The organism is Falsiroseomonas sp., from assembly GCF_041690465.1.
In the GTDB taxonomy this organism is placed as follows: Bacteria; Pseudomonadota; Alphaproteobacteria; order Acetobacterales; family Acetobacteraceae; genus Falsiroseomonas.
Genome location: NZ_JAWLHG010000060.1, coordinates 1 through 23,379 on the forward strand (window position 1 = coordinate 1; position 23,379 = coordinate 23,379).

The following is a 23,379-nucleotide window of genomic DNA, read 5'->3' on the forward strand; positions in this document are numbered from 1 at the left end:
CTGGCGCGGCGGCCATTCGGCCGCTCGGCCCGCTGCGCGGGCCGCAGGTCACTCGGTTGAGCCGGCAGCATCAGGCCGGCAGGGCGGCGACGGCTGCTTCCAGGGCGCTGTCGGAAAGCGCGAAGGGCAGCACCTGCAGCACCGTTGTCTCGGCGAAGGCGGCGTTCCCCCCGCTCGCCGTGGTGCCGAGCCGGAGCGTGGTGAGCCCGGCCGCCGGGCCGCCGGTCTGCACCGCCGCCGCGGCGCCGTTCATCGAGGCCGCCCCGCGCCCGGTGCCGTCGAGTGCCAGGCCCAGGCGGAAGGGGATGCCGGCGGTGTGGGGGCTCAGGTTGGTCAGCCCACCGGCGCTGTTGAGCAGGCGGAGCAGGCCGTCGGTCGCACGGCTGTCAATGTACCAGCGGGTGGCGTTGCTGCCGGAGTCGACCTGCAGCAGCAGCGCCACATAGCCGGCCGTCTGATTTGGGAAGAGGCCGCTCCAGAGGATCGTGCAGGCACCGTGCTCGCCGATGCCGAGATCGGCCAGCGCGGCGCTCAGCAGCTCGGCGCCGCGGGTGCTGGATTGCGGGCTGCCGGCGGGCGGAAGGATGAGCGAAGAGGGGAAGGGAGCGCCCGCCTCGCTGCTGGCGCCCCAGACGAGCAGGTCGGCGCTGTCGCTGTTGCCGGAGCCGCCGCCGAGCAGCATGACGCGATGCACGCCGCCGCCATCCACATTGCCGAAGCGGCGCCAGGTGGTGTCCACGACGGACTGGACGGCGGGGGTGACGGAGCTGGTGCCGATCTGCACATTCGCCGTGCCGCTCAACGTTCGCGCCCAGACGAAGCGCGCGGCGTTGAGGCTGGTGGTGCGCGACAGGCCGGAGCGGTCGGTGGAGAGTGTGCCGGCGCCCTTGTCCAGCTGCAGGCGGGTGGCGGTGAAGCTGCCATCCGGGGCGGGGATGCCGCCGAAGGCCGGGGTGATGACCGGGGCGCTGCCGCTGCCGCCGCTGAGCACGCTCCAGCTGGCGGCGGTGAAGTCGAGCGGGTCGGCGATCTCGTTGGTGCGCTGGGCTTCTCGCAGCAGCCGACGGGTGGCGCCGCGGAAGCGCGGCGTGTCGGCGGCGAAGATCTGGACGCTGGCTTCGTCCGGCCCGAGCGCCGTGGCGCGGGAGGAAACCTGGGCGCGTGCAAGGCTGAGCGGGGCGTAGATCGCGCCGGGTGCGACCAGGCTGCGGCGGGCAGCGCCGTGCAGGCCAAGCAGGGTTGGGATGGCGGAGGTGCTCATCGGCGATCCTCCGGGGCGCACGCGTGCATGACCGAATGGGACATTCGGGAGGTCCTCCAATGCTGGCGGGTGGGTGGGGGTCGGCCGGGGTGCGGTGCCGCGCAGGGCGGCGGGCGGAAAACGGACGGAGTCCGGCCAGAGACAGGCCCCCTGTAGCATCGCGGTCGCGGCGATGCAAGAATTCATTCCTCTACGCGAGAGGAATACAAGCCGCTCAGACGAATGCTCGCTAACTGCAGCGCAAAGCGCGTTGCATTTTGCAAATCGCGCGCCCTGGAAAGCCGCAGCGGCGTCGGGATTTGGCGTCACCGGACGCGGAACGCCCTGGATCGGGGGACATTGCCGACAAAGAAGAGGGCCGGTCCTTTCGGACCGGCCCCAAGGCAAGGTTGAGGAAGGCTAAGCTGCCAGGGACGGGCGAGACCCGTCGCTTGACGGCTACGAATTAGCAAGCGGCGTGCCAGAACCGGCGCTCAGGCAGGCGCGAGACTCCTCGAGGCGCAGCGGCTGCAGGCTCGCGCCAATCGGGCGAGGCTAGTCCACCCGTTCCAGGATCGAGCAGTAATTCGCCACCGCGGCGCCGCCCATGTTGAAGACACCGGCGACATCGGCCCTGGGCAGCTGCATCTCGCCGGCCTGGCCGGTGAGCTGCATCGCGGCCATGGCGTGCATCGAGACCCCGGTGGCGCCGATCGGGTGGCCCTTGGACTTCAGCCCGCCGGAGGGGTTCACCGGCAGCTTCCCGTCCTTCGCGGTCCAGCCTTCCAGTGCGGCGCGGGCGCCCTGCCCTTCCGGCGTCAGGCCCATCGCCTCGTACTCGATGAGTTCGGCGATGGTGAAGCAGTCATGCGTCTCGACGAAGGAAAGGTCGGTCAGCGCCAGGCCGGCCTGGTCCAGGGCCTTGCCCCAGGCGGCGCGGGCGCCCTCGAAGCGGATGATGTCGCGGGCGGCGATCGGCATGGCATCGGTGGCCTGGGCGGCGGCGCGGAACCGCACGGCCTTGGCCATCCCGCGCGCGGTTTCCTCGTCGGTCAGGATCAGCGCGGCGGCGCCATCCGAGACCAGCGAGCAGTCGGTGCGCTTCAGCGGCGGGGCGACGAAGGGGTTCCGCTCGCTCTCTGCGCGGCAGAAGGCGAAGCCGAGATCCTTGCGCATCTGCGCGTACGGGTTGGCGACGCCGTTCTTGTGGTTCTTCGCGGCGATCGCGGCCAGCGCGTCGGACTGGTCGCCGTGGCGCTGGAAATAGCTGTCGGCGATGCGGCCGAACACGCCGGCGAAGCCCGCGGGGATCTCGCCTTCCGTCTTGCGGTAGCTGGCGGAGAGAAGGATCTCGCCGATCTCGGGGCCGGGGGTGGCGGTCATCTTCTCGGCGCCGACGACCAGCGCGAAGCGGCCGCGCTTGGCAGCGAGGAAATCCAGCGCGCCGTGGATCGCCGCGCTGCCGGTGGCGCAGGCATTCTCGTAGCGTGTGGTCGGCTTGAAGCGCAGTTCCGGCACGTGCTGCAGCAGCAGGGAGGCGAAGAAATCCTGCTTGCTGAACCCGCCATTGAAGACGCCGACGAAGGCGGCATCCACCTCCGCCGGCTCGATCCCGGCATCGTGGATGGCCGAGAGCGCGACGCGGCCGAACAGGCTCTCGATGTCCGGGTCCTCGAGCTTGCCGAAGGGCGTATGGGCCCAGCCGACGATGCAGGCGGTCATGGCGTCTGTCCTTCCTGGTCGCGGTTCAGATAGGCGGTCCTAGCCCGGCGCCCAACTCGCCTTGCGACGTTCCTTGAAGCTGGCGATGCCCTCGGCCGCCTCGGGCCCGGAGGCCTGGCGGGCAAAGGCGGCCGCGCCGGCCTCGGCATAGCCGGCGGGCACGGTGGCGCCGAGCGCGGCGATCAGGCCCTTCGTTTCGGCGAGCGCGTTCGGCGCGCCCTGCAGGATGTCGGCGATGGCGGTGTCCACTAGCGCCGACAGGCCCTCGACGCTGGGCGCCATGGCATGCACCAGGCCGATCCGCTCGGCCTCGCCGGCCTCGATCACGTTGCCCTGCAGGCAGAGCCGCGCGGCGGCGCTGCGGCCCATGCGGCGGACCATCCAGGGCAGGATCTGCGCGGGCACCAGGCCGCGGCGGACCTCGGGCGCGGAGAAGCGGGCGGAGCCGGCGGCGAAGGCGATGTCGGCGGAGCAGACGAAGCCGAGCCCGCCCGCATAGGCGCTGCCCTCCACCGCCGCGATCACCACCTGCGGCAGGTCGGAAATGGCCTGGAAGCGCGCGCCGGTGCGGCGGTTGCGCGCCTGCTGCGCGGCGAGCTTTGCGGCCGGGTCCTGCGGCGCACCGACCTCGGTGAGGTCGAGGCCGGCGCAGAAATGCCCGCCGGCGCCGGAGATGACGAGGATGCGCGCGGTGGTGTCGGATTTCAGCTCCGCGAGCAGCGCGTCGAGGCGGTCCACCAGCGCCTCGCTCATCGCGTTGCGGCGATGCGGGCGGTTCAGCGTGGCGCGGACGACGGGGCCCTCGCGGGTGACGATGATCGGGTTCTCTTCGCTCACAATCCGGTATCCGTGCCGAGGTGGAACAGGCAGTCGCCGCGCGCGGTCATGCCGGGCCAGCGCTTGACCAGCACGACGCCGTCGCGCGCGAAGGAGACGGGCGTCGGCGCGCGCCAGGGCGTCTCGGTGTGGTGGATCAGGCCGGCGGGCCGGCCTTCGCGCACCTCGGCGCCGAGCTCGGCCAGCGGCTCGAAGACGCCGGGGTCGGGGGCATGGACGTAGTAGTCGGCGCCGCGGACATCGAGGATGCGCGTGGGACGCGTGGGCGCGTCGGCATCCCAGGGGATGTCGGCGGCGCCGAGGTGGCGCAGCACGCCGGCGATGCCGCGCTCGGCGATGCGGATCGCCTCGGGCGTCGCATGGCCGCCGCCACCGAGCTCGGTGCCGATGTGCAGCACGCCGCGCTGGAAGGCGGTGTCGGAGAGGGTGCGGCCGCCATTCGTGCCGGGGATGACGACGTAGGAGAGCGGCGCGCCGAATGCCTTCAGCGCCGCGACGCTGCGGGCGAAATGCGCCGCGTCGTCGCTGCGGCGGATCAACGCGGATGGCGTGTACATCAACGAGGACCCGCCGGAATGCAGGTCGATCACCGCGTCGCACATCGGCAGCAGGATGTTGGCAATGTGGTTGGCGATCTGCTCGGTGATGCTGCCGTCGGGATCGCCGGGAAACAGGCGGTTGAGGTTGCCGTCGTCGAGGGGGCTCACTCGCCGGCCGGCGCGGGCGGCGGGAAAGTTCGCGGCGGGCAGGATGATGAGGCGGCCGGAGACCTGCGCCGGCTCCACCTCCCGGATGAGCCGGCCGAGCGCGACCTGGCCTTCGTACTCGTCGCCATGGTTGCCGGCGACGAGCAGCACGGTGGGGCCGGTGCCGCGCGCGATCACCGCGATGGGGATCGGGATGAAGCCATACGCGCTCTCATGCGTGGAGTGCGGCAGGCGCAGGAAGCCGTGGCGCTTGCCGGGGGCTTCGAGGTCGATCTCGCAGGCGAGCGTGGTGCGCGCGGACAAGGGGCTCTCCCGTGCAGGGGGGAAGAGTCCGCCGCGCTGCCCGGGGCGTCAAGCGGTGGTCACACGCCCTCGCGCTGGCGGGCCTTGATCTGCTCCAGCTCGGCTTTCAGCGCGGCGATCTCGGCGCGGAGGGCGGCGAGCTGCTCGCCCACCGGGTCCTCGTCCAGCCCGCCGAGGCCGTAGCCGATGCCGCCATCGTCGCAGGGCGAACCCTTGGGTGGGCGGGCGGGGATGCCGACCACGGTGCAGCCGGGCGCGACCCCGCTCACCACCACCGCATTGGCGCCGATGCGCGCACCGCGGCCGACGCGGATGGGGCCGAGCACCTGCGCACCGGCGCCGATCGTCACATGATCCTCGATGGTCGGATGGCGCTTGCCGGGCTGGCCGGAGAGGCCGCCGAGGGTGACGCCGTGATAGATCAGCACGTCGTCGCCGACCTCCGCCGTCTCGCCGATCACCACGCCCATGCCGTGGTCGATGAACAGCCGCCGGCCGATCTGCGCGCCGGGGTGGATCTCGATGCCGGTGAACAGCCGCGCCAGATGCGAGGAGACGCGGGCCAGGCCGCGCAGCCCGGCGCGCCATAGCGCATGCGACAGGCGGTGCCACAGCACCGCGTGCAGCCCGGCGTAGCTCAGCGCGGCCTCGATGCGCCCGGGGCGTGCGGGATCGCGGCTGCGGATGGTGCGGATGAGTTCGACCAGCTCCACGGCACTCACTCCAGCCAGGGCGGCACCGGCAGCCCGCGCTCGCGCAGGAAGGCCGGGTTGAACAGCTTGGACTGGTAGCGCGCCGCGCCATCGCACAGCACCGTCACCACCGTGTGGCCGGGGCCGAGGTCCCGCGCGATGCGGATCGCCGCAGCGACGTTCAGCCCGGCGCTGCCGCCGACCGAGATGCCCTCATGCAGCTGCAGGTCGAAGACCTGTTCCAGCATCTCGGGATCCTCGATGCGCACGGCGTCGTCGATCAGCTCGCGCGCCTGCGCGAGGTTGCCGGGTGCGCGGGCGGCCTGGCCGATGCCCTCGGTGATGGAACTGCCCTCGGCCTTCACCTCGCCCGTCTTGACCCAGGAATGGAGCCCGCTGCCGGCCGGATCGGCGAGCACCATGCGGACCTTCGGGTTGCGCGACTTCAGCGCGCGCGCGACGCCGCCGAGGGTGCCGCCGGTGCCGCAGGCGCAGGTGAAGGCATCCACCCTGCCCTCCGTCTGCTCCCAGATCTCGGGGCCGGTGGTCTGCTCATGCGCGGCGGCGTTGGAGAGATTATCGAACTGGTTGGCCCAGACGGCGCCCAGCTCCTCCGCCAGCCGGCGGGAGACATGGACGTAGTTGCCGGGGTCGCTGAACGGCTTGGGCTGCACCAGGCGGAGATCGGCGCCGATCATGCGGAGATAGTCGAGCTTCTCCCGCGACTGCGTCTCCGGCACCACGATGATGCTCTTCCACCCCATCGCATTGGCCGCCAGCGCGATGCCGATGCCGGTGTTGCCGGCCGTGCCCTCGACGATGGTGCCGGGCCGGCCGGGCACGAGAAGCCCGCGCGCCACCGCATCCTGCAGGATGCCGAGCGCCGCGCGGTCCTTCACGCTGCCGCCGGGGTTCATGAACTCCGCCTTGCCGAGGATCTCGCAGCCAGTGGCCTCGGAGGCACGACGCAGGCGGATCAGCGGCGTGCGCCCGACCGCGCCCCAGAAGCCGTCGGCAATGGCGGAGGCCATCGGCTACTTCACCTCGACATAGCGGAGATAGGGCTTCTTCGCGTCCCACCCCTGCGGGAACAGCGTCTTCGCCTGCTCGTCGGAGACCGAGCCGGCGATGATCGCCTTGTCGCCGGGCTTCCAGTTCGCCGGCGTGGCCAGCTTCTTCGCCGAGGTCAGCTGCAGGCTGTCGATGACGCGCAGGATCTCGTCGAAGTTGCGCCCGGTGGTCATCGGATAGGCCAGCGCCAGCTTCACCTGCTTGTCCGGCCCGACGACGAAGACGGTGCGCACGGTCTGGTTGTCCGCCGCCGTGCGGCCCTGCGAGGTCTCCCCGGCCGTCGCGGGCAGCATGCCGTAGAGCTTCGAGACCTTCAGGTCCGGATCGCCGATCATCGGGTAGTTCACGGCATGGCCCGTCACCTCCTCGATGTCCTTGGACCAGCCCTTGTGGCTGTCCACCGGGTCCACGCTGAGGCCGATGATCTTCACGTTGCGCTTCGCGAATTCCGGCATGAGGCCGGCCATGGTGCCGAGCTCGGTTGTGCAGACCGGCGTGTAATCCTTCGGGTGGCTGAACAGCACACCCCAGGAATCGCCGAGCCATTCATGGAAGCGGATACGACCCTCGGTGGTGTCCGCCTCGAAATCCGGGGCCGTCTGGCCGATCTGGATCATCGTCTTTCCCCTCTGCGTTCTTTTGCCGGCTGCGGAGATAAGGCGATCGCGCCGGCGTATTCCAGCGCCGCCATCCTGGCGTTTCCGCGATAGCGGAGGTGATGCATGCTCGCCGCGCATGGCGGCGACGCTTCCGTTCCCCGCCTCGGGGGAAAGGGAGGGGATCATCGTCTCGGAGCGACCGGATGAGCCAGGATATTTTTCGTGACGCAGGCGGCGCCGGACGCGCCCGGCTGGACGCCCCGCGGGCCGAGCGCCTGGCGCGGATCGCGCTGGGCCATGTCGGGCAGGAATGGCCGCAGAAGCTCGATCTGGTGCTGGAGGGGCCGGAGGACCTCCGCCGCCCGTCGGAGCTGCACCCGGTGTTCCATGGCAGCTTCGACTGGCATTCCTGCGTGCATGCGCATTGGATGCTGGCGCGGCTGCTGCGCCGCTTCCCATCCCTGCCCGCGGCCGGCGCGATCGCCGCGCGCTTCGACCACGTCTTCACCCCGGAGAAGGTGGCGGGTGAGCGCGCCTTCCTCGCCCGCCCCGCCGCCCGCGGCTTCGAGCGGCCCTATGGCTGGGCCTGGCTGCTGAAGCTGCATGCCGAGTTGGATGGCGCCTGGGCGGAGCGTCTGGCGCCCCTGGCGCGCGACTTCGCGGAACGATTCGCCGCGCACCTGCCGCGCGCGGACTACCCGGTGCGCCATGGCGTGCATTCCAACACCGCCTTCGCGCTGACGCTCGCGGCCGACTGGGCGGAGCGGCACGACGCCGCGCTGCTCGACCTGCTGCGGGCGACGGCGTGGCGCTGGTATGGCGCGGATGCCGATGCGCAGGCCTGGGAGCCCTCCGGCGAGGATTTCCTCTCCCCGGCGCTGGTCGAGGCGGCCTGCATGGCACGCCTGCTGCCGACGGAGGCGTTCGCGGAGTGGCGCGACCGCTTCCTGCCGCGGCTTGCGGCGGGCGAGCCGGTTCCGCTGTTCCAACCGGCCCGGGTCTCGGACCGCAGAGACGGGCGGATCGTGCACCTGGATGGGCTGAACCTCTCGCGCGCCTGGTGCTGGCGGGCGCTGGCGGCCGGCTTCGCGGCGGCGGACCCGAGGCGGCTTCTCGCGGAGCAGACGGCCGAGCGGCATGTCGCGGCCTCGCTCGATCATGTCGGCGGGCACTACATGGGCGCGCATTGGCTGGCGAGCTTCGCGGTGCTGGCGCTGGGCGGGAGCTGAGCCTCGCTGCGCCTGGCTCGCCATGCCGCAGGCGTGCGTGCCGCAGGCCGGAACGTCTCGAGGCGGGCATCAGCCTCCGGCCAGCGTGACCTCGCCGCGGGTCCGGACGACACCGATCCGGTCCCCCGCGAACAGCGCCATGAGCCGGAGCTGCGTGCGGCCGCGGAGCAGTTCCGCCGGCAGGACGAAATCGAAGCCGGCACGACGCCCCTCCGCGAACCCGTGCCGCCACGGCAGGGGGAAATCCGTCAGCGGCACGGCGCCATGCACCGCGACGCCGTCGATGAACGCGACAACGGCGATTGCCGTCATGCTGCGCTCCCGGTCCACCGCCCAGCCCGCGAGCCGCAGCGAGCCGTCCGCGCCACGCTCGACGCGCGACGCCCAGCCCTGGTCCTCGGGGACGAGGCGCAGCTCCCTGCCGTTCAGCGTGACCGTCGTGCGGCCGTCCTGCTCCTCCATCCGGCCCGACACCGGATACGTCGGGGGTGCGGAATGGAACGCCTGGTCCATGGAGCCGGTGACCAGCGCCGCGGCGCCCACCGTGCCCAGGAACATCAGGGCGATGGCCCCGAGGGCGACCGCAGGGTGGCGGCTTCCCCGCATGCCGCGCAGCAGCGGCCGCTCGATCCCGAGATAAACCACCGCACCGGCCACCGTGCAGGCAAGGGCCGTCGCGATGACGAACAGGGCCTGCGCGGCAGCCGGAAGGCCGGGCACGAAGAACGCCCGGTTGATGATGATGATCAAGGTGATGTGGACGAGGTAGATCGCGTAGGAGGCATCGCCGAGCAGCGCCACCAGGCGCGGCGCGCGCGCGGGTCGCGCCAGGTTCCAGGCGGCCGCGCCATAGACGAGGAAGAACGACGCGGCGCCGAACAGCAGCACGCGGTGCAGATTGTCCTCGGTCGAGGTGACCCCCGCCGCGTTCAGCCACCCGCCGGCGGCGAACCAGCCGAGTCCGAGCAGCATCGAGGCGCGCGAGAAGCGGCAGCGGCCATTCAGCACCAGCCGCGCTGCGGCGATCCCGAACAGGAATTGCAGGCAGAGCACGTTCAGCAGCGCCGTCGCCGCGCCCCCGTTGCCGAAGCCGTTCGCGAGGACCATCAGCGCCGCCCAGGAGGTGACGGCGGGGATGAACAGCGGCCTCGGCAGGAAGAAGAAGACGACGAAGACGGCGTAGAACACCATCTCCCAGCTCAGGCTCCAGGCCTGCGGGATGTAGCAATTCGTCGTGCCGAAGGTCAGCAGGAGGTTCGCCACCGGCTGCCAGAACACGTTGCCCGGGGCGCAATACGGCTCGCGGAAGATCAGGTAGCTGATGGCGAGCGCACCCAGCCAGCAGATCCAGTAGACGGGCATGAGGCGGACCAGCCGCCGTACGACGAAGCCGGGGGCGGAGCGCGCCTCGCCGATCTGTCGGTGGTGTGCGTAGGTGATGATGAAGCCGGATATGACGAAGAACAGGTTGACGCCGCCGAACCCGAAGTAATGAAGGATGCCGAAGGCGGGGTTCGCGACGTTCAGCTGGCGTTCCGCCGCCCCGATGTGGAACAGCACCACGACGAGCGCGGCGACCGCCCTCAGCCCCTGTATGTAGTCGAGGGTTCCGGCGCCTTGCCTAGCCCGAGACGCGACATCCATCGAGACCCCGACCCCTCCGCTCCGGCGGAGCGAAGCCGCCCTGCCGTCGAACCCGGCGATGGCGCGCCCGGAGGGATTCGAACCCCCGACCTACGGAGTAGAAATCCGATGCTCTATCCAGCTGAGCTACGGGCGCCGCCTGTGCGCCGCTTACCACCGCCGCGCGGCAGCGTGTAGGCGCCAGCGGGTGCGCACAACGCAAGGTTGACGATCAGGGGAGGCCTGAGCAACGTGGCGTTGTCGCGCCGCGCCGCGGGCGCCATTCCCGGAGGAGCCATGCCCGCGCGTCGCATCGATCTTCCAGACGTCACCGGCGAGGCCTCGCGCCCCGTCCGATGAGGCGGCTTCCTGCTTCCCTCGCGGCCGCGCTGGCCACGGCGTTGCCGGTGAGCGGCGCGTGCGCACAGGCCCCGCCGCCGCTGCCCGGCGTGATCGAGCGCACCGCACCGGCCGAGGCTCCGCGCCTCGGCCCGCCATTGCTGCCGCCCGAGCCGGACCGCGTCACCGGCCCCGGCGCGCAACGCCAGGTGGCAATCGGGCGCGTCGCGATCCACGGCAACACCGCGCTGCCGGAGTCGGCGCTGCGCGGGCTCGTCGCCCCGCTGGAAGGGCGCCGCGTCACGCTGGACGAGATCGAAACGGCGCGCCTCGCCGTGCTGCGGGCCCATCGGGCCGCCGGATACCCCTATGTCGCGGTCGGGGCGGCGCTGGCGCCGCTGCCGGATGGCAGCGCGGAACTCCGCCTGCCGGTCACCGAAGGCTTCGTCGCGGAGGTCGCCATCGAGGGCGATGCCGGCCCGGCGGCACGGCAGGCGCGGCGCTTCCTCGAGCCGCTGGTCGGCCAGCGCCCGCTGCCCAATGCGGCGCTGGAGCGGGCGCTGCTGCTGGCCTCGGACATCCCGGGCGTGACCTCGCGGGGCCTGTTGCGGCCGGTGCCGGGCGAGGCCGGGGCGCTGCAGCTGGCGGTGCGGCTGGACCACCGGCCGGTGAGCGGCTTCGCCAACCTCGACAACCGCGGCTATCGCCTGACCGGCGCGTGGCAGGCGCTGCTGGTCGGCCAGGTCAACGCGCTGACCGGACTCGGCGAGCGCACCGAGATCGCCCTGCTGCAGACCGATGCCAACGGCCAGAGCTTCGTGCAGGTGACGGAGGAGGCCTTCCTCGGCGGCTCCGGCCTGCGGCTGCGCGCCCATGCCGGCTTCGGGCGGGCGGCGCCGGGTTCGGCGCTGGCGGCGATCGGCTATGCGGGGGAGACTCGGGTGGCGGGGGTGGCGCTGAGCTACCCGGTCATCCGCAGCCGCCCGCTGAACCTGACGCTTGGCGGGCAGTTCGACGCCTTCGAAAGCACAGTGGACGCGCGTGACGGGCCCGGCCTGCCGCGGGTTCGGCAGAGCCGCGATGCGGTGCGGGCGTTGCGGCTCGGGCTGGAGGGCTCGTTCCAGGATGCCTGGCTCGCCCTGGCGCCGGCGGCGGCGGCGACCACCGGCCTGGTCCGGCTGAACCGGGGGATCGAGGCGTTCGGCGCGAGCGACGGCGACAGCGGCCGCACGGCACGGGCGGGCAGCCAGTTCGGCTTCACCCGGATCGTGGCGGAGGCAACGCGGCTGCAGCCTCTGTTCGTGCCGGCTGAAGGCTGGCTGGTTTCGCTGCAGCTGACGCTCGCCGGCCAGTGGAGCGACGATGTGCTGCCGCCGGCGGAGAAATTCTACCTTGGCGGCAACCGGCTCGGCCGCGGCTTCTATGCCGGGCAGGTCTCGGGTGACCGGGCGCTGGCGGGGGCGGTGGAGCTGCAGGCGGGCACGGTGTTCGACCTGCCGGGGCTGCGGCTCGGCACGCAGTTCTATCTGTTCCGAGACGAAGGCCGTGGCTTCGACAATGATCCGGGCGGGCCGGAACGCACCCTCGCGTCCTGGGGCGGCGGGGTGCGGCTGCAATTCGACGAGCGCGTGCAGCTGGACCTGGAGGCGGTGCGGCGGCTGACGCGCAACCCGGAAGGCGCGGGGGTGGCACGGCTGGACGAGGACGCGGTGTTCGCGCGGGTGCTGGTCAGGTTCTGACGGTCGGCGGCGGCTCCAAGAACGGACCCAGGCACGGGCCGGCCGAGGTGGCCGCAGATTCGATATCCTTTCAAAAAAGATTTACCCACATATCGTTTTCCGACCATGAATTCCCCACAATGCCGCCCCATATGCCATGAAGCGCTGATAATCATTGCGAGCGATATCTTATGCTTATTTTGCGCTGAATTGGCCATGGCAGGCGGGTTTTCTGTCTGTGTCGGCCCAAGGGAGGCAATCATGTCCACTCAAGCCATGACGATGCGCGAGACCGCAGCGGCGAAATGGGCCGCGGCCAAGCCGGTTCTCACCGGGCTGGTCATCGGTCTCATCGCCGGCCCGATCATTTCCGGAATGTCCGGCTTCCAGGTCCGCACCAGCACGGCGCAAGCGGCGGAGCACGCCAGCGTCGTCGAGCAGCAGGCATTGTTCTGCGTGGAGCGCGCCCGCGCGGCGACGCCCGGCACCGCTGCGCTGAGCTACCAGGCGCGATCCGACCTCGCCCGCCAATGGGCGGCAATGCCGGGGACGACCACCGTGGACCAGGACGTCGTCTACGCCTGCTCTGGCAAGCTTTCGAACTGAAGGCGCCCGCGGCGGGGGATTCAGCTCCTCGCCGCGCCCCGACCGAGCGGTGGCAACCGGGTAGCCGTCGGGGTCAGTGCGTCCAGTTCTCGCTGCGGCCGAAGCGAAAATTGTCGGCGTAGCTCTTGGGCTTGATGTCGGCGCGCACCGGCGGGGCGGGCTCCACCTCGTACGGAATGCCCTTCGCCTCGGCATAGGCCACCGCCGCCTCGGCGGTCGGAAAGGAGAGGCGCAGCTGCCCCTGCGTGTCGCCGGAACCGAACCAGCCGGTCAGCGGATCGATCCGCTTCGGCTCGGCGGGCTCGAACATCAACATCCAGTCCTGGGTGCGGGCGCGGCCGGACTGCATGGCGTTCTTCGGCGTGCGAAGGATGCGGGCTTTCTGCATGACGGCAGGCTAGCATCCGCCCTGCCGCTACAGAACCCCCGACCGCAGCAGGTCGTGCAGGTGCAGGATGCCGACCGGGCGGCCATCCGACAGCACGAAGAGGCTGGTGATCCGCTTCTCGTTCATCAGCCCCAGCAGGTCGGCTGCCAGCGTCTCCGGTGCGGCACTGAGCGGGGTGCGGGTCATCGCCGCGGCGACCGGGCCGGCCATGGCCGCGCCGCGCTGGAAGGCGCGGCGGAGGTCGCCATCGGTCAGCACGCCGACGAGCCGCCCCTCCCCGTCCAGCACGCCGGTCACGCCGAAGCGGCGGGAGGTCATCTCCACGACCGCCTGCTCGAGCGTGGCGCCGAGCGGCACCAGCGGCAGCTCCTCGGGCCCGTGCATCAGGTCCCGCGCGCGCTTCAGGCGGGCGCCGAGCTTGCCGCCGGGGTGGAACTCGCGGAAATCCTCCGGCGAGAAGCCGCGCGCTTCCAGCAGGCTCATCGCCAGCGCATCGCCGAGGGCGAGCTGCATGGTGGTGCTGGTGGTCGGCGCCAGGCCGTTCGGGCAGGCCTCCTGCATGCGCGGCAGTGCCAGGCAATGGTCGGCCGCGCTGCCCAGCGCGCTGGCGGGGCGCGAGGTGATGGCGATCAGCGGCACGTCGAAGCGGCGGGTATAGGCGATGATGTCGGCAAGCTCCGGCGCCTCGCCCGACCAGGAGAGGGCGAGCACGGCGTCGTCGCGCCCGATCATGCCGAGATCGCCATGGCTGGCCTCGGCGGGGTGGACGAACTGCGCCGGCGTGCCGGTGGAGGCCATGGTTGCGGCGACCTTGCGCCCGATATGGCCGGACTTGCCCATCCCCGTCACCGCGACGCGGCCGGGCCGCGCGAGGATCACGGCCACCGCTTCCAGCACGCGGGTGCCGAGCTCGCCCTGCAGCGCCTCGTGCAACGCGTTCAGGCCGGCGGCTTCGAGTGCCACCGTGCGCAGCAGGGTGGCTCGGCGCTGATCGTCGGTCACGCGCGCCCTCCCCGCGCCTGTGGCGCGAGCATCTCCCGCGCCCGCGCCAGATCCTCCGGCGTGTCCACGCCGAGCGGGACGGCATCCACGGCGATGGCGTCGATCCGCATGCCGGCCTCCAGCGCGCGCAGCTGCTCGAGCTTCTCGCGCTTCTCCAGCCCCGAGGGCGGCAGCGCGACGAAGCGCGCCAGGGCGGCGCGGCGCCAGGCGTAGAGGCCGATATGGTGCCAGAGCTTGCCCTCGCCCCAGGGCGCGGTGGCGCGGGTGAAGTAGAGACAGTGGAAGCGGCCGGGGGCGAGCTCGCTGCCGACCATCTTCACCACCTGCGGCGCGGTGCGCTCCTCCTCCCGCGTGATCTCGGCGACCAGGGTGGCGATATCCACCGCCGGGTCCATCAGCGGCACCAGCGCGGCGCGGATGGTGGCGGGCTCGATCGTCGGCAGGTCGCCCTGCACGTTCACCACCGCATCATGCGCGCCGGTGGGATCGAGCGCGGAGACGGCCTCGTGGATGCGGTCGGAGCCGGAGGGATGGTCCGCGCGCGTCATCTGCACGCGGCCGCCGGCGCGCGCGACGACCTCGGCGATGTCGGGGTCGTCGGTGGCGACCACGACCTCGCCGATCGCGGCCACCACGGCACGGCGCCAGACATGCACGATCATCGGCGTGCCGTTGATGTCCGCCAGCGGCTTGCCCGGCAGGCGGCTGGCCGACATGCGGGCGGGGATCATGACGATAGGGTTCATCGCCGGCTCAGAAGCCCTTCACGAGGCCATCTATGGCCTGCAGGCGGGTGACCAGCGCCTCGAACTCCCGCAGCGGCACCATGTTCGGCCCGTCGGAGGGGGCGTTGTCGGGGTCGGGATGCGTCTCGATGAACAGGCCGGCGACGCCGACCGCCACCGCGGCGCGGGCCAGCGTCTCCACGAACTCCCGCTGGCCGCCGGAGGAGGCGCCCTGCCCGCCTGGCTGCTGCACGGAATGGGTGGCATCGAACACCAGGGGGTGGCCGGTGCGCGCCATGATCGGCAGCGCGCGCATGTCGCTGACCAGCGTGTTGTAGCCGAAGGAGACGCCGCGCTCGGTCAGGATCACGCGGGGATTGCCGGCGCCTGTGATCTTGGCGGCGACGTTCACCATGTCCCACGGGGCGAGGAACTGGCCCTTCTTCACGTTCACCGCGCGGCCGGTGGCGGCGGCGGCCAGCAGCAGGTCGGTCTGGCGGCAGAGGAAGGCGGGGATCTGCAGCACGTCCACCGCCTCGGCCACCGGGGCGCACTGGGCGCTTTCGTGCACGTCGGTCAGCGTGGGCAGGCCGAGGCGCTCGCGGATCTCGGCGAAGACCGGCAGCGCGGCGGCCAGCCCCATCCCGCGCGCGGCCGTGCCGGAGGTGCGGTTCGCCTTGTCGAAGCTGGTCTTGTAGATCAGGCCGATGCCGCGGCGGGCGGCGATCTCCTTCAGCGCCTGCGCCGTCTCCAGCGCATGGGCGCGGCTTTCCATCTGGCAGGGGCCGGCGATCAGCGCAACCGGCAGGTGGTTGGCCAGCCGGACAGCACCGATCTCGACGATATGGGGTGAGGCGGACATCTCGCTCAGGGCTCTTTCGCGTCAGGCGGGTGGCTGCCACCGCCGGCGGCGGGGCGCAAGGGCGGGCCGCAGCGCCCGCTTGCGCCAGGCGCGGAACAAACCCGCGAGCGCAGCCTCAGCCGTCAGCCGGCTGAGGCCCCTCGTAGCCCTCGACGATGGCCAGGTCCATGAGCGACTTGCCCTGCCGCAGCGCCATCGCCGCCGCGTATTCGGGCGAGCGGTAGCAGTCGAGGGCGGCCGCATAGCTGGGGAACTCGATCACCACAGCCCGCGAGCGGGTCCGGCCCTCCGGCGTCTCGCTGGTGCCGCCGCGTGTCAGGAAACGGGCGCCAAACTTGCGGAACGCCGCTGCATTGGCGGCGACGTAGGCCTTGTAGCCTTCCGGGTCGGTGACGTCGGCGAAGGCGACCCAATACCCCTTGGCCATTCTCGTGCTCCTGCACTCCCCTCGGCGCAGCGTAGCCGCCGCGCCAGGGGGAAAGCGACCATCAATCCGCAAGCCACTCCAGCACCGGGGCGGCCATGCCGGCGGCGTCGAAGCGCGCGGCCTGGGCGAGCGCCTTCGGCGCCAGCTCGGCCAGGCGTTTCGGCGCGGCGATCTCGCGCAGGCCGGCGGCGAATTCCTCCACCGAGAAAGGGTCGAAATAGATGCCGGCCTCCCCGATCACCTCCGGCAGGCTGGAGGTCATGGCCGCCAGTACCGGCTTGCCGAGGCTCATCGCCTCCACCGCCGGGATGCCGAAGCCCTCATAGACCGAGGGATAGACCATGAACTCGGCGTTGCGCAGCAGGCGGTATTTGGTGAACTCCGAGACGAAGCCGGTGAAGGTGATGCGCTCGCGCGCTTCCGGCATCAGCCGCGCCAGCGCCTGTTCGGCCAGCCAGCCGCGGCGGCCGATCACCACGAAATGGATGCCCGCCCGCGCCACCGCGCGATGCTCCAGGGCGCGCAGCAGCAGGCCGAGATTCTTGCGCGGCTCGATGGTGCCGACCACCACCGCATAGCGGCCGAGCGCCACCGGCGGCAGGTTGCGCTCGATCAGCGGGAAATCCTCGGGCCAGTCCACATACTGGAGCATCACCCGCGCCTTCGGCGCGGTCCACGGAAAGGTTGCGGTGAGCGCCGCGCGCGTGGCTTCCGAGCAGCAGAACACCGCCTCGTCCGACAGCAATTGCGCGCGCAGCGGATCGAGGTGGAAGGCGACGTTGGCCGCCGCATGCGTCTCCGGCATCACCAGGGTGGAGATGTCGTGGATGGTGCTGGCCTCGCGCGCGGCGGCGGCGAAGGATTGCTTGACCGAGGTGTAGAGCAGCGGCACGGCGGGATCCACCGGCTGCGCCTCGGCAGGGTCGAATCGCTGGTGCAGGTCGCGCAGGAAGGTGCCGGTGCCGGCGCGGATCGCGCGATGCACCGCTTCCTCCGGCATGCGGTTGAGCCGCACGCAGTAGTCCAGCCGCACGCGCCCGCTGCGCTCCAGCGCCTGCGCAAGCCGCCGGGTGAAGACGGGGATGCCGGTCCACTGGCTCTCCAGCAGCGGCGTGATGTCGAGCGTGAGTCGCGGCGCATCGCTCATGGCGCGCTTCCGATCGTCACCGGCGGGCCGTCCGTTGCCGGGCGCAGCAACGTCACCTCGCGGCCGAGCCAGGCGGCGAGCAGCGCACGGAACGGGCCGAGCGCGCCGCCGCCGCTCACCTGCACGCGCGCCTGGCCGTCGAACAGGTCGGCACCCAGCCGCCAGAAGGCGGTGCCGGGATGCAGCGTCACCATGCCGCCGGCGAGCGCCGCCGCCGTGGGCGGCGCGGTGGTGAAGCGCAACTGCCAGCTCGGCGCATGCGGAAAGGGCAGCCGCGTGGCGGCGAGCGCACGCAGCACGTCGACGATGCGCTCGGCAAGCTCGGCGTCCTGGCTTTCCGCGGGCGGCAGGCCGAGCAGCATCGGCGGCGCGGCGCCAAGAGCCGCGCGCTGCAGTTGGCGCGCGAGGTCGTCGAGGAAGGGCCGGTCGGCCAGCGCGCTGCCGCTCAGCGGGATGTAGTGCGGCGCAGCGTCGAGGGGTGGCGCGTCCTGCGGCTCGGCCGCGGCCTCGGCGCAGAAGGCGGCCGCGCGCAGCGGATCGCCGGCGTGGCAGAGGAAGGGTGCAACCAGCGGCGGCTCGATCTCCGGTGTCGCGGTGAAGCGCAGCGTGGTGAGCGGCGGGCGGATCCAGCGCGCGCCGAGCCGGAAGGACAAAGCGCCGTTCACCTGCCCGGCCAGGCCGGCGAAAAGCTCGGGCGCCAGCTTCAGCAGCCGGCAGAGCGCGGCCTCCTGCACCGGGAGGCCGCGGGCATGGAAGAAGAGGTGGTTGCGCAGCCCGGGCAGCGCGCGAAGCGTCTCGCCGTCGCTGAGGATCAGGTGATCCTGCGTGTCGCCCAGCCGCGCATCCAGCCACGCACGCGCCGGACCGTGCGTGAACATCTCTGGCCGCGCCAGGAAGCGCACGCGGATGCGGGCGGCGGCGGTGGCGTGCATCACCAGCAGCAGCGCGAGGCGCAATTCCGGCCGGAGCGGCGCGTCGCGCAGGTCGCGCCAGGCGAAGAGCGAGCCGGGCAGCTGCAGCGCACCGAGCGCCGCACCGGGGATGGAGACCAGCAGCGAGTTGCCGAACACCGCGCTCACCCGGCGAAGACGAAGCCCGGATCGGCCGGCGAGGCGAGCAGCCGCGGCTGCTCGCGGAACTCCACGCTGTCGGCCAGCAGCAGCAGCAGGCCGAAGGGCGTCAGCGCGCCATTGCGCAGCATCCGCTCGTAGGAAGCGAGCCCCGCCGCATCGGGCGACCGGCCGAGCACATAGCCGTACGCCGTGCGCACGAATTCGGTGAGGCCATGGCGGGCGACGAAGCGCGCGAAGAGGTCGCCGCAGCCAGAAAGCTGCGGCAGCGCGCGCAGGACGGTCGGGTCCTGCGCGACGATCGCCTCCATCGTGTCGCCGCTGGGTTCTGCGGCCTCGCGGATGCGCCAGGTGTCGGTGGCATGGATCTCGGCGCCATCGTGGGCGTCGCGCAGGCTGAGCTTCGCCCCGCGCAGCGCCTCGGTGGGGCGGGAGAGGCGAAGGCGGAAGGCGCACCAGCCATGGCGGAACCCGACCTCGGCCAAGTCGCCGCGATGGAGGTTGGCGAAGCCGCGGGCGAGTTCGTCGCCGTCCGGCGCCTGCACCGCGACCGTCACCACGGCATCCGGCGCCGCATCGTCATAGGCCCAGCCTTCGGCGAAGCCGGCGGGCGTCAGCGCATCGAGATGGCCGCGGATCATGGGGGGCACCTATACGGGCGACGGGCTGCGCGCACCAGCATGGGCCGCGCAGGGCCGATTGCCGCGCCGGCCACCGATCAGATCCGTCGCGTGCGGTTCATGCCGAAGGTTCTGCCTGGCCGAGTTCGGTGCCGCGGCATCGAGCCAGTGCGCGGGGCCGAAGACGTCCAGCAAGCAACCGGAGGCCGCGCCGGCGGCCAGCGAGCGCCGCACTTCCAGGCTTGCCTGCTGTTCCGGTCTCAGGCCCATCGGGAAGGGCAGCCGCCTCAGCCGCGATCGAGGACGTGTCGCAGCATCCCGGCCAGCACGCCTTCCGGCGATCGCCCGGCCACGGGATCCAGGACGACGAGCGTGCCCACCTGCTCGCGGATCCGGAAGAAGTCCAGCACGCGCGCATAGTGCGGCCGCTCATCCGAGAAGTCGTGCAGGATCACGGTCGGGGCTTCCGCCGCCGGGCGCATCGCGGCCAGCAGGGCGACGGAGAGCGCCGCGGCGACACGGAAGCGGCCATCCACGAGCACCAGGTCCGGGGTCTGGCCGCGGCGGTCCCATTCCGCCCACATCGTACCGATGTAACCGGGCCAGCGCGGCATCGTGGCCGGGTCGGAGGGATTCCCCCATGCGCCGACCGGCCCGATATCGGCATGCAGGATGCTCGCGCGGCCGGCAGCCAGCGCGGCGGCGACCTCGGCGTGTTCGCGCACGGCCTGCGCCCACGCCTTGTCGGACTCCACGCCGACGAGGGCCTCGAACGGCTCGCGCACGGCGAGCAGCGTCGAGCCGCCGATGCCGAACTCGGCGTAGCGGCGGTGGCCCGCGGTGAGGAGGCGTTGGAACAGTGCGAGCTCGGCAGCCGACATGCGGGGCGGGCCGAGCTTCGCCGGCGGCGGGGGCGGCGCCTTGGCAGCGACGGGCGGGGATGCCGCGGGTGAGGTTGCTGACGGCGCGGCCGCGGCCGGCGAGGCGGGCGGCGCGGCGGGCGGGACCTCGAGGAACAGGCTCTTGCCTTGCGCCTCCCGCGAGCGGAGCAGCGCGCGGCGGACCTGGCGGACCGTGCGCCGCGCCTCGTTCTGCGCGTGGTAGCGCTCGGGCGGGGGGGCGCGGTCCATGATGAGCCGCCAGAGCCAGCCCATGTCCTCCGCCGTGGCGATCCGGTCGGGGTTGGCGATGCGGGTGCGGAGGTCAGCCAGGCCCGGCTCATAGGCGTCGCGCCGATGCGCCATGCAGGCCTCGCGCTTCTCGGCGATGATGCGGTCGAGCAGGTCGGGGCCGGCATCGGGCAGGCGTTCCGGCATGGCGGTGGCCACCTGCATGCGGTCCAGGCCCAGGGTCTCGAAGCGGCCGGGGCGGAAGCTCTCGCCCTGCTCGCCGATGTAGCGGGCATAGCCGACATCGGTGTTCACCCGGGCGAAGCCGAGCTCGGCGCAGGCCAGCGTCTTCGCGACATCCTGCGAGGATTGCAGGCTGGAGACCGGGCGATCGCGGTACAGCTCGACGATGCGCAGGTCGGGCCGGAAGCGGTAGTCGTACTGCGCGACGATCTCGTGATAGGGCTTCAGCAGCGGCTGCATCGCCTGCCAGCAGCGCCGCGTCAGGCCGAAGCCCCAATGGTGCTCCAGCGGGACGAGCCGAGGCGCGGCGGGATCGACTTCGCGCTGATGGTCGCCATAGGCGGCGAAGTAGCCGCTGCGCGGATCGCGGCCGAGCAGTCCCGCAAGCGCCTCCAGCATCGCGAGGTAGCAGGGGCCGAGTTCGAGGTCCTCCTCGAAGAAATAGGCGATGTCGGCCTTGAGCGAGAGGAAGGCGAGCCGCTCGCCGCGCAGGATGTTCATCGCCACGCCGAGATTGTCGGGCGAGGCATGGACGTGGCCGCCGGGGAAGAGCTCGCGGAACACCGCGATGCTCTCGGCGATGCGCGCCGGGTCGCCATAGAGAACGCCGGAGCGGCGGGACCGTGCGCCGTCCTGCAGCAGGTGGACCTGCGCGTCCGGCAGCTCCACCCCCTGCTGCGCCTTCAGCGACAGGCAGAGGCGGCGGAGATAGTCGGGCCGGGTGAAGGCGAAGAGGATGACCGGCCGCGTGACGCGGCGCGGCGCGCTCATCCGAAGTGGCTCCGCCGATGCGTCATCCGAAGTGGCTCCGCCACCAGGCCACGAAGCGGGTCAGGCCGGTGCGCAGGTCGGTGGTCGGGCGCCAGCCGAAATCGCGCTGCATGGCGGAGACATCGGCATAGGTGGCGGGCACGTCGCCGGGCTGCATCGGCAGCATCTCCCGCACAGCCTTCACGCCGAGCAGCTCCTCCAGCGTCGCCACCATGTCGAGCAGCTTCTCGGGATGGCTGTTGCCGATGTTGTAGAGACGGTGCGCGCCATCCGCGGCGGGATTGTCCAGCACCGCCAGCACGCCGGTGACGATGTCGTCCACATAGGTGAAGTCGCGGCGCATGTCGCCGTGATTGAACAGCCGGATCGGCCGGCCCTGGAGCATCGCCTCGGTGAACAACCAATAGGCCATGTCGGGCCGGCCCCAGGGGCCATACACCGTGAAGAAGCGCAGGCCGGTCAGCGGCAGCGCGTAGAGATTGGCGTAGCTCTTCGCCATCGCCTCGCCGGCCAGCTTGGTGGCGGCGTAGAGCGAAACGGGGTTGTCCACCCGGTCGGTCTCGCGGAAGGCGCCATCGGTGCGCGCGCCATAGACCGAGCTGGTGGAAGCATAGACGGTGTGGCGGATCCGCGCTTCGCTCCGCCGCACGCCTTCCAGGATGGCAAGCGTGCCGGTGACGTTGGCGGCGGTGTAGGCGAAGGGTGCTTCCAGCGACCAGCGGACCCCCGCCTGCGCGCCGAGATGCACCACGCGGTCGATCGCGGGGTTGGCGCGGAACAGCGCCAGCACGGCGTCCTGATCCGCCAAATCCAGGCGGTGCAGGGTGAAGGCGCCGGGCGCCGCATAGCCGGTGAGCGCCGCCAGCCGCGCCTGCTTCAGCGCCGGGTCGTAATAGGCGTTGAGATTGTCGAGGCCGATCACCTGCTCGCCGCGCGCCAGCAGCGCCCGGCAGAGATGCGCGCCGATGAAGCCGGCGGCGCCCGTCACGAGAACCTGGCCCATGCTCAGCGGGGCAGACGCATCTGGAAGATCCTTGCCGACCGGCCGGGCATCGGTTGTTGCGCGAGAGGCGGCCAGGATAGCCGCCGCGGGCGCCGCCCGCCATCCCCGGCGCCCGGGGTGGCGCCGCCGGCCGGGCGCCGGTATGACGCCGCTCCTGCCGCCGCCCAGTGGAGCGCATGACGGGCGTCAACATCGTCACCTCCGACCGCGGATGGGTATTGGAGAGGCTGGCTGGCGAACTGGCCGCCCGCCTGCCCTATGTCGCCTTCGGCGAAGGGCCGGATCGGGACGCGGCGATCCAGTACTACATGACCTACTCGGCGCGGCGCCGCCGGCTCTCGCCGGTGGAACTGGCGTATTTCGCGCATCTGGAGCCGGACCCGGCGACCCGCGAAAGCTTCTTCGCCACCGCCCGCACGGTGGAGCACTGCGTCTGCCACTCCCGCCCCTATGAGGCGATGCTGCGCGAGGCGGGGATCACCGGCGTTACCACCATCCCGCCCGGCGTGGACCTCGACGCCTTCCGCCCGCGCCTGCGCATCGGCGTGGTCGGCCGCACCTATCACACCGGCCGCAAGGGCGAGCACCTGGTGGCGCAGGTGATGGACATCCCCGAGATCGAATGGGCCTTCACCGGCGAGGGCTGGCCCGGCCCGGCGCTGAAGCTGCCGCCGGAGGCGCTGCCGGATTTCTACCGTGGCCTCGACTACGTGCTGGTGCCGGCGCTCTACGAGGGCGGGCCGATGTGCGTGGTGGAGGCGCTGGCCTGCGGCACGGAGGTGATCGCGCCGCCGATCGGCTGGGTGCCCGAGTATCCGCATGTCGAGTACCGCGCCGGCGACGCCGCCGATCTCCGCCGCGTGCTGCTGGCGCTGATCGAGAAGAAGCGCGCGCTACGGGCCAGTGTGCTGGGGCTCGGCTGGGACGCCTGGGCGGAGGGGCATGACCGGCTGTTCCGGGCGCTGGCCAAGGCGCATGGCGTGTCGCTCAGCCCACGCACCGCCCGCCAGCGGCCCGGCCAGCCGCGGCAGGTCGGGCTGTTCCTGCATGGCAGCGAGGGCGTGGCGATGGGCGGGCCGAGCGTGCGCGCGCCACGGCTCGCGCGCGAGCTCACCGAGGCCGGCTGCCCGGCGGAGCTGCGCATGCACCCCGCCGCGCAGGGTTTCGCCGGGCTCGACCTGATCCATGCCTTCAACAGCTGGCCTCCCTGGTCGGCGCCCGACCTCGTGCGGCGCGCGCGCGCCGCCGGGCGGGCGGTGGTGCTCTCGCCGATCCTGCTGGACCACAGGCTGCGCGACCGTTGGGAGGAGCGCCTGCCGCGCCTCT

General features: G+C 71.9%; 22 protein-coding genes and 1 tRNA gene. 4 read left to right on the plus strand and 19 right to left on the minus strand.

The features are described 5' to 3' along the window. Window positions 1-70: 70 nt before the first annotated feature. From ACESM1_RS27915 to ACESM1_RS27945, 7 genes are all read right to left on the minus strand, one after another. On the minus strand, window positions 71-1,261 hold the full coding sequence (locus tag ACESM1_RS27915) for a hypothetical protein (protein ID WP_372624501.1): 1,191 nt from the start codon (window positions 1,259-1,261) through the stop codon (window positions 71-73). A gap of 534 nt (window positions 1,262-1,795) precedes the next feature. Further along, complete coding sequence (locus tag ACESM1_RS27920; RefSeq protein ID WP_372624502.1) at window positions 1,796-2,962, minus strand: acetyl-CoA acetyltransferase; 1,167 nt, start codon at window positions 2,960-2,962, stop codon at window positions 1,796-1,798. Window positions 2,963-3,001: 39 nt separating this feature from the next. Then, complete coding sequence (locus tag ACESM1_RS27925; RefSeq protein ID WP_372624503.1) at window positions 3,002-3,799, minus strand: enoyl-CoA hydratase/isomerase family protein; 798 nt, start codon at window positions 3,797-3,799, stop codon at window positions 3,002-3,004. Next, a complete protein-coding gene (locus ACESM1_RS27930; protein ID WP_372624504.1) occupies window positions 3,796-4,809 on the minus strand; it encodes a succinylglutamate desuccinylase/aspartoacylase family protein in 1,014 nt (337 codons plus the stop codon). Before ACESM1_RS27930 ends, ACESM1_RS27925 begins: the two co-directional genes overlap by 4 nt. Window positions 4,810-4,868: 59 nt before the next feature. Continuing rightward, window positions 4,869-5,522 carry a serine O-acetyltransferase gene (gene cysE, locus ACESM1_RS27935; RefSeq protein WP_372624505.1) on the minus strand — a complete coding sequence of 218 codons (654 nt, stop codon included), beginning with the start codon at window positions 5,520-5,522 and terminating at the stop codon, window positions 4,869-4,871. Window positions 5,523-5,527: 5 nt separating this feature from the next. Further along, a complete protein-coding gene (locus ACESM1_RS27940; RefSeq protein ID WP_372624506.1) occupies window positions 5,528-6,532 on the minus strand; it encodes a cysteine synthase A in 1,005 nt (334 codons plus the stop codon). Window positions 6,533-6,535: 3 nt separating this feature from the next. Beyond that, window positions 6,536-7,189, minus strand: coding sequence for a peroxiredoxin (locus ACESM1_RS27945; protein WP_372624507.1), 654 nt, complete (start codon window positions 7,187-7,189; stop codon window positions 6,536-6,538). 185 nt (window positions 7,190-7,374) lie between these two features. Between ACESM1_RS27945 and ACESM1_RS27950 the strand changes: the two genes are divergently transcribed. Next, complete coding sequence (locus ACESM1_RS27950; protein ID WP_372624508.1) at window positions 7,375-8,400, plus strand: DUF2891 domain-containing protein; 1,026 nt, start codon at window positions 7,375-7,377, stop codon at window positions 8,398-8,400. Window positions 8,401-8,469: 69 nt separating this feature from the next. Here ACESM1_RS27950 and ACESM1_RS27955 read toward each other — a convergent pair whose 3' ends face one another. Together ACESM1_RS27955 and ACESM1_RS27960 are read right to left on the minus strand one after the other, a co-directional pair. Further along, the gene (locus ACESM1_RS27955; RefSeq protein WP_372624509.1) at window positions 8,470-10,044 is read right to left on the minus strand and encodes an acyltransferase family protein; all 1,575 of its coding nucleotides are present in this window, start codon (window positions 10,042-10,044) and stop codon (window positions 8,470-8,472) included. A gap of 59 nt (window positions 10,045-10,103) precedes the next feature. Continuing rightward, window positions 10,104-10,180 (minus strand) — tRNA-Arg (locus ACESM1_RS27960). 250 nt (window positions 10,181-10,430) lie between these two features. Here ACESM1_RS27960 and ACESM1_RS27965 point away from each other — a divergent pair. Next, window positions 10,431-12,101 carry a ShlB/FhaC/HecB family hemolysin secretion/activation protein gene (locus ACESM1_RS27965; protein ID WP_372624510.1) on the plus strand — a complete coding sequence of 557 codons (1,671 nt, stop codon included), beginning with the start codon at window positions 10,431-10,433 and terminating at the stop codon, window positions 12,099-12,101. A gap of 240 nt (window positions 12,102-12,341) precedes the next feature. Further along, window positions 12,342-12,686: a hypothetical protein gene (locus ACESM1_RS27970; RefSeq protein WP_372624511.1), complete on the plus strand. Its 345-nt coding sequence runs from the start codon at window positions 12,342-12,344 to the stop codon at window positions 12,684-12,686. Between the two features lie 73 nt (window positions 12,687-12,759). Here ACESM1_RS27970 and ACESM1_RS27975 read toward each other — a convergent pair whose 3' ends face one another. The 10 genes from ACESM1_RS27975 to ACESM1_RS28020 form a co-directional block, all read right to left on the minus strand. Then, window positions 12,760-13,074: an NADH dehydrogenase ubiquinone Fe-S protein 4 gene (locus tag ACESM1_RS27975; RefSeq protein WP_372624512.1), complete on the minus strand. Its 315-nt coding sequence runs from the start codon at window positions 13,072-13,074 to the stop codon at window positions 12,760-12,762. A 27-nt stretch (window positions 13,075-13,101) separates the two neighbouring features. After that, entirely contained in the window at window positions 13,102-14,076 is a 975-nt protein-coding gene (locus tag ACESM1_RS27980) for an SIS domain-containing protein (protein ID WP_372624513.1), read from the minus strand. After that, window positions 14,073-14,822, minus strand: coding sequence for a 3-deoxy-manno-octulosonate cytidylyltransferase (locus tag ACESM1_RS27985; protein ID WP_372624514.1), 750 nt, complete (start codon window positions 14,820-14,822; stop codon window positions 14,073-14,075). Before ACESM1_RS27985 ends, ACESM1_RS27980 begins: the two co-directional genes overlap by 4 nt. Before the next feature lie 7 nt (window positions 14,823-14,829). Continuing rightward, a complete protein-coding gene (gene kdsA, locus ACESM1_RS27990; RefSeq protein ID WP_372624515.1) occupies window positions 14,830-15,663 on the minus strand; it encodes a 3-deoxy-8-phosphooctulonate synthase in 834 nt (277 codons plus the stop codon). 115 nt (window positions 15,664-15,778) lie between these two features. After that, window positions 15,779-16,090: a DUF1330 domain-containing protein gene (locus tag ACESM1_RS27995; protein WP_372624516.1), complete on the minus strand. Its 312-nt coding sequence runs from the start codon at window positions 16,088-16,090 to the stop codon at window positions 15,779-15,781. 61 nt (window positions 16,091-16,151) lie between these two features. Next, a complete protein-coding gene (locus ACESM1_RS28000) occupies window positions 16,152-17,237 on the minus strand; it encodes a glycosyltransferase family 4 protein (protein WP_372624517.1) in 1,086 nt (361 codons plus the stop codon). Next, complete coding sequence (locus ACESM1_RS28005; RefSeq protein WP_372624518.1) at window positions 17,234-18,307, minus strand: hypothetical protein; 1,074 nt, start codon at window positions 18,305-18,307, stop codon at window positions 17,234-17,236. Before ACESM1_RS28005 ends, ACESM1_RS28000 begins: the two co-directional genes overlap by 4 nt. 5 nt (window positions 18,308-18,312) lie before the next feature. After that, on the minus strand, window positions 18,313-18,948 hold the full coding sequence (locus tag ACESM1_RS28010; RefSeq protein WP_372624519.1) for a DUF4214 domain-containing protein: 636 nt from the start codon (window positions 18,946-18,948) through the stop codon (window positions 18,313-18,315). A gap of 266 nt (window positions 18,949-19,214) precedes the next feature. After that, on the minus strand, window positions 19,215-21,050 hold the full coding sequence (locus ACESM1_RS28015; RefSeq protein WP_372624520.1) for a hypothetical protein: 1,836 nt from the start codon (window positions 21,048-21,050) through the stop codon (window positions 19,215-19,217). A gap of 22 nt (window positions 21,051-21,072) precedes the next feature. Beyond that, window positions 21,073-22,053 (minus strand): NAD-dependent epimerase/dehydratase family protein, encoded by a 981-nt coding sequence (locus ACESM1_RS28020; RefSeq protein ID WP_372624521.1) that lies wholly within the window; start codon window positions 22,051-22,053, stop codon window positions 21,073-21,075. Between the two features lie 176 nt (window positions 22,054-22,229). Here ACESM1_RS28020 and ACESM1_RS28025 point away from each other — a divergent pair. Then, the coding region (locus tag ACESM1_RS28025; RefSeq protein WP_372624522.1) for a glycosyltransferase at window positions 22,230-23,379 on the plus strand (1,150 nt) is incomplete at its 3' end.

Coding starts and splice junctions, on each gene's coding strand:
- ACESM1_RS27995 (WP_372624516.1), bottom strand. CDS start 16,090: ATGGCCAAGGGGTATTGGGTCGCCTTCGCCGACGTCACCGACCCGGAA.
- kdsA (WP_372624515.1), bottom strand. CDS start 15,663: ATGTCCGCCTCACCCCATATCGTCGAGATCGGTGCTGTCCGGCTGGCC.
- ACESM1_RS28020 (WP_372624521.1), bottom strand. CDS start 22,053: ATGGGCCAGGTTCTCGTGACGGGCGCCGCCGGCTTCATCGGCGCGCAT.
- ACESM1_RS27975 (WP_372624512.1), bottom strand. CDS start 13,074: ATGCAGAAAGCCCGCATCCTTCGCACGCCGAAGAACGCCATGCAGTCC.
- ACESM1_RS27945 (WP_372624507.1), bottom strand. CDS start 7,189: ATGATCCAGATCGGCCAGACGGCCCCGGATTTCGAGGCGGACACCACC.
- ACESM1_RS27950 (WP_372624508.1), top strand. CDS start 7,375: ATGAGCCAGGATATTTTTCGTGACGCAGGCGGCGCCGGACGCGCCCGG.
- ACESM1_RS28010 (WP_372624519.1), bottom strand. CDS start 18,948: ATGATCCGCGGCCATCTCGATGCGCTGACGCCCGCCGGCTTCGCCGAA.
- ACESM1_RS27985 (WP_372624514.1), bottom strand. CDS start 14,822: ATGAACCCTATCGTCATGATCCCCGCCCGCATGTCGGCCAGCCGCCTG.
- ACESM1_RS27940 (WP_372624506.1), bottom strand. CDS start 6,532: ATGGCCTCCGCCATTGCCGACGGCTTCTGGGGCGCGGTCGGGCGCACG.
- ACESM1_RS28015 (WP_372624520.1), bottom strand. CDS start 21,050: ATGAGCGCGCCGCGCCGCGTCACGCGGCCGGTCATCCTCTTCGCCTTC.
- ACESM1_RS27955 (WP_372624509.1), bottom strand. CDS start 10,044: ATGGATGTCGCGTCTCGGGCTAGGCAAGGCGCCGGAACCCTCGACTAC.
- ACESM1_RS27920 (WP_372624502.1), bottom strand. CDS start 2,962: ATGACCGCCTGCATCGTCGGCTGGGCCCATACGCCCTTCGGCAAGCTC.
- ACESM1_RS27970 (WP_372624511.1), top strand. CDS start 12,342: ATGTCCACTCAAGCCATGACGATGCGCGAGACCGCAGCGGCGAAATGG.
- ACESM1_RS28000 (WP_372624517.1), bottom strand. CDS start 17,237: ATGAGCGATGCGCCGCGACTCACGCTCGACATCACGCCGCTGCTGGAG.
- ACESM1_RS27915 (WP_372624501.1), bottom strand. CDS start 1,261: ATGAGCACCTCCGCCATCCCAACCCTGCTTGGCCTGCACGGCGCTGCC.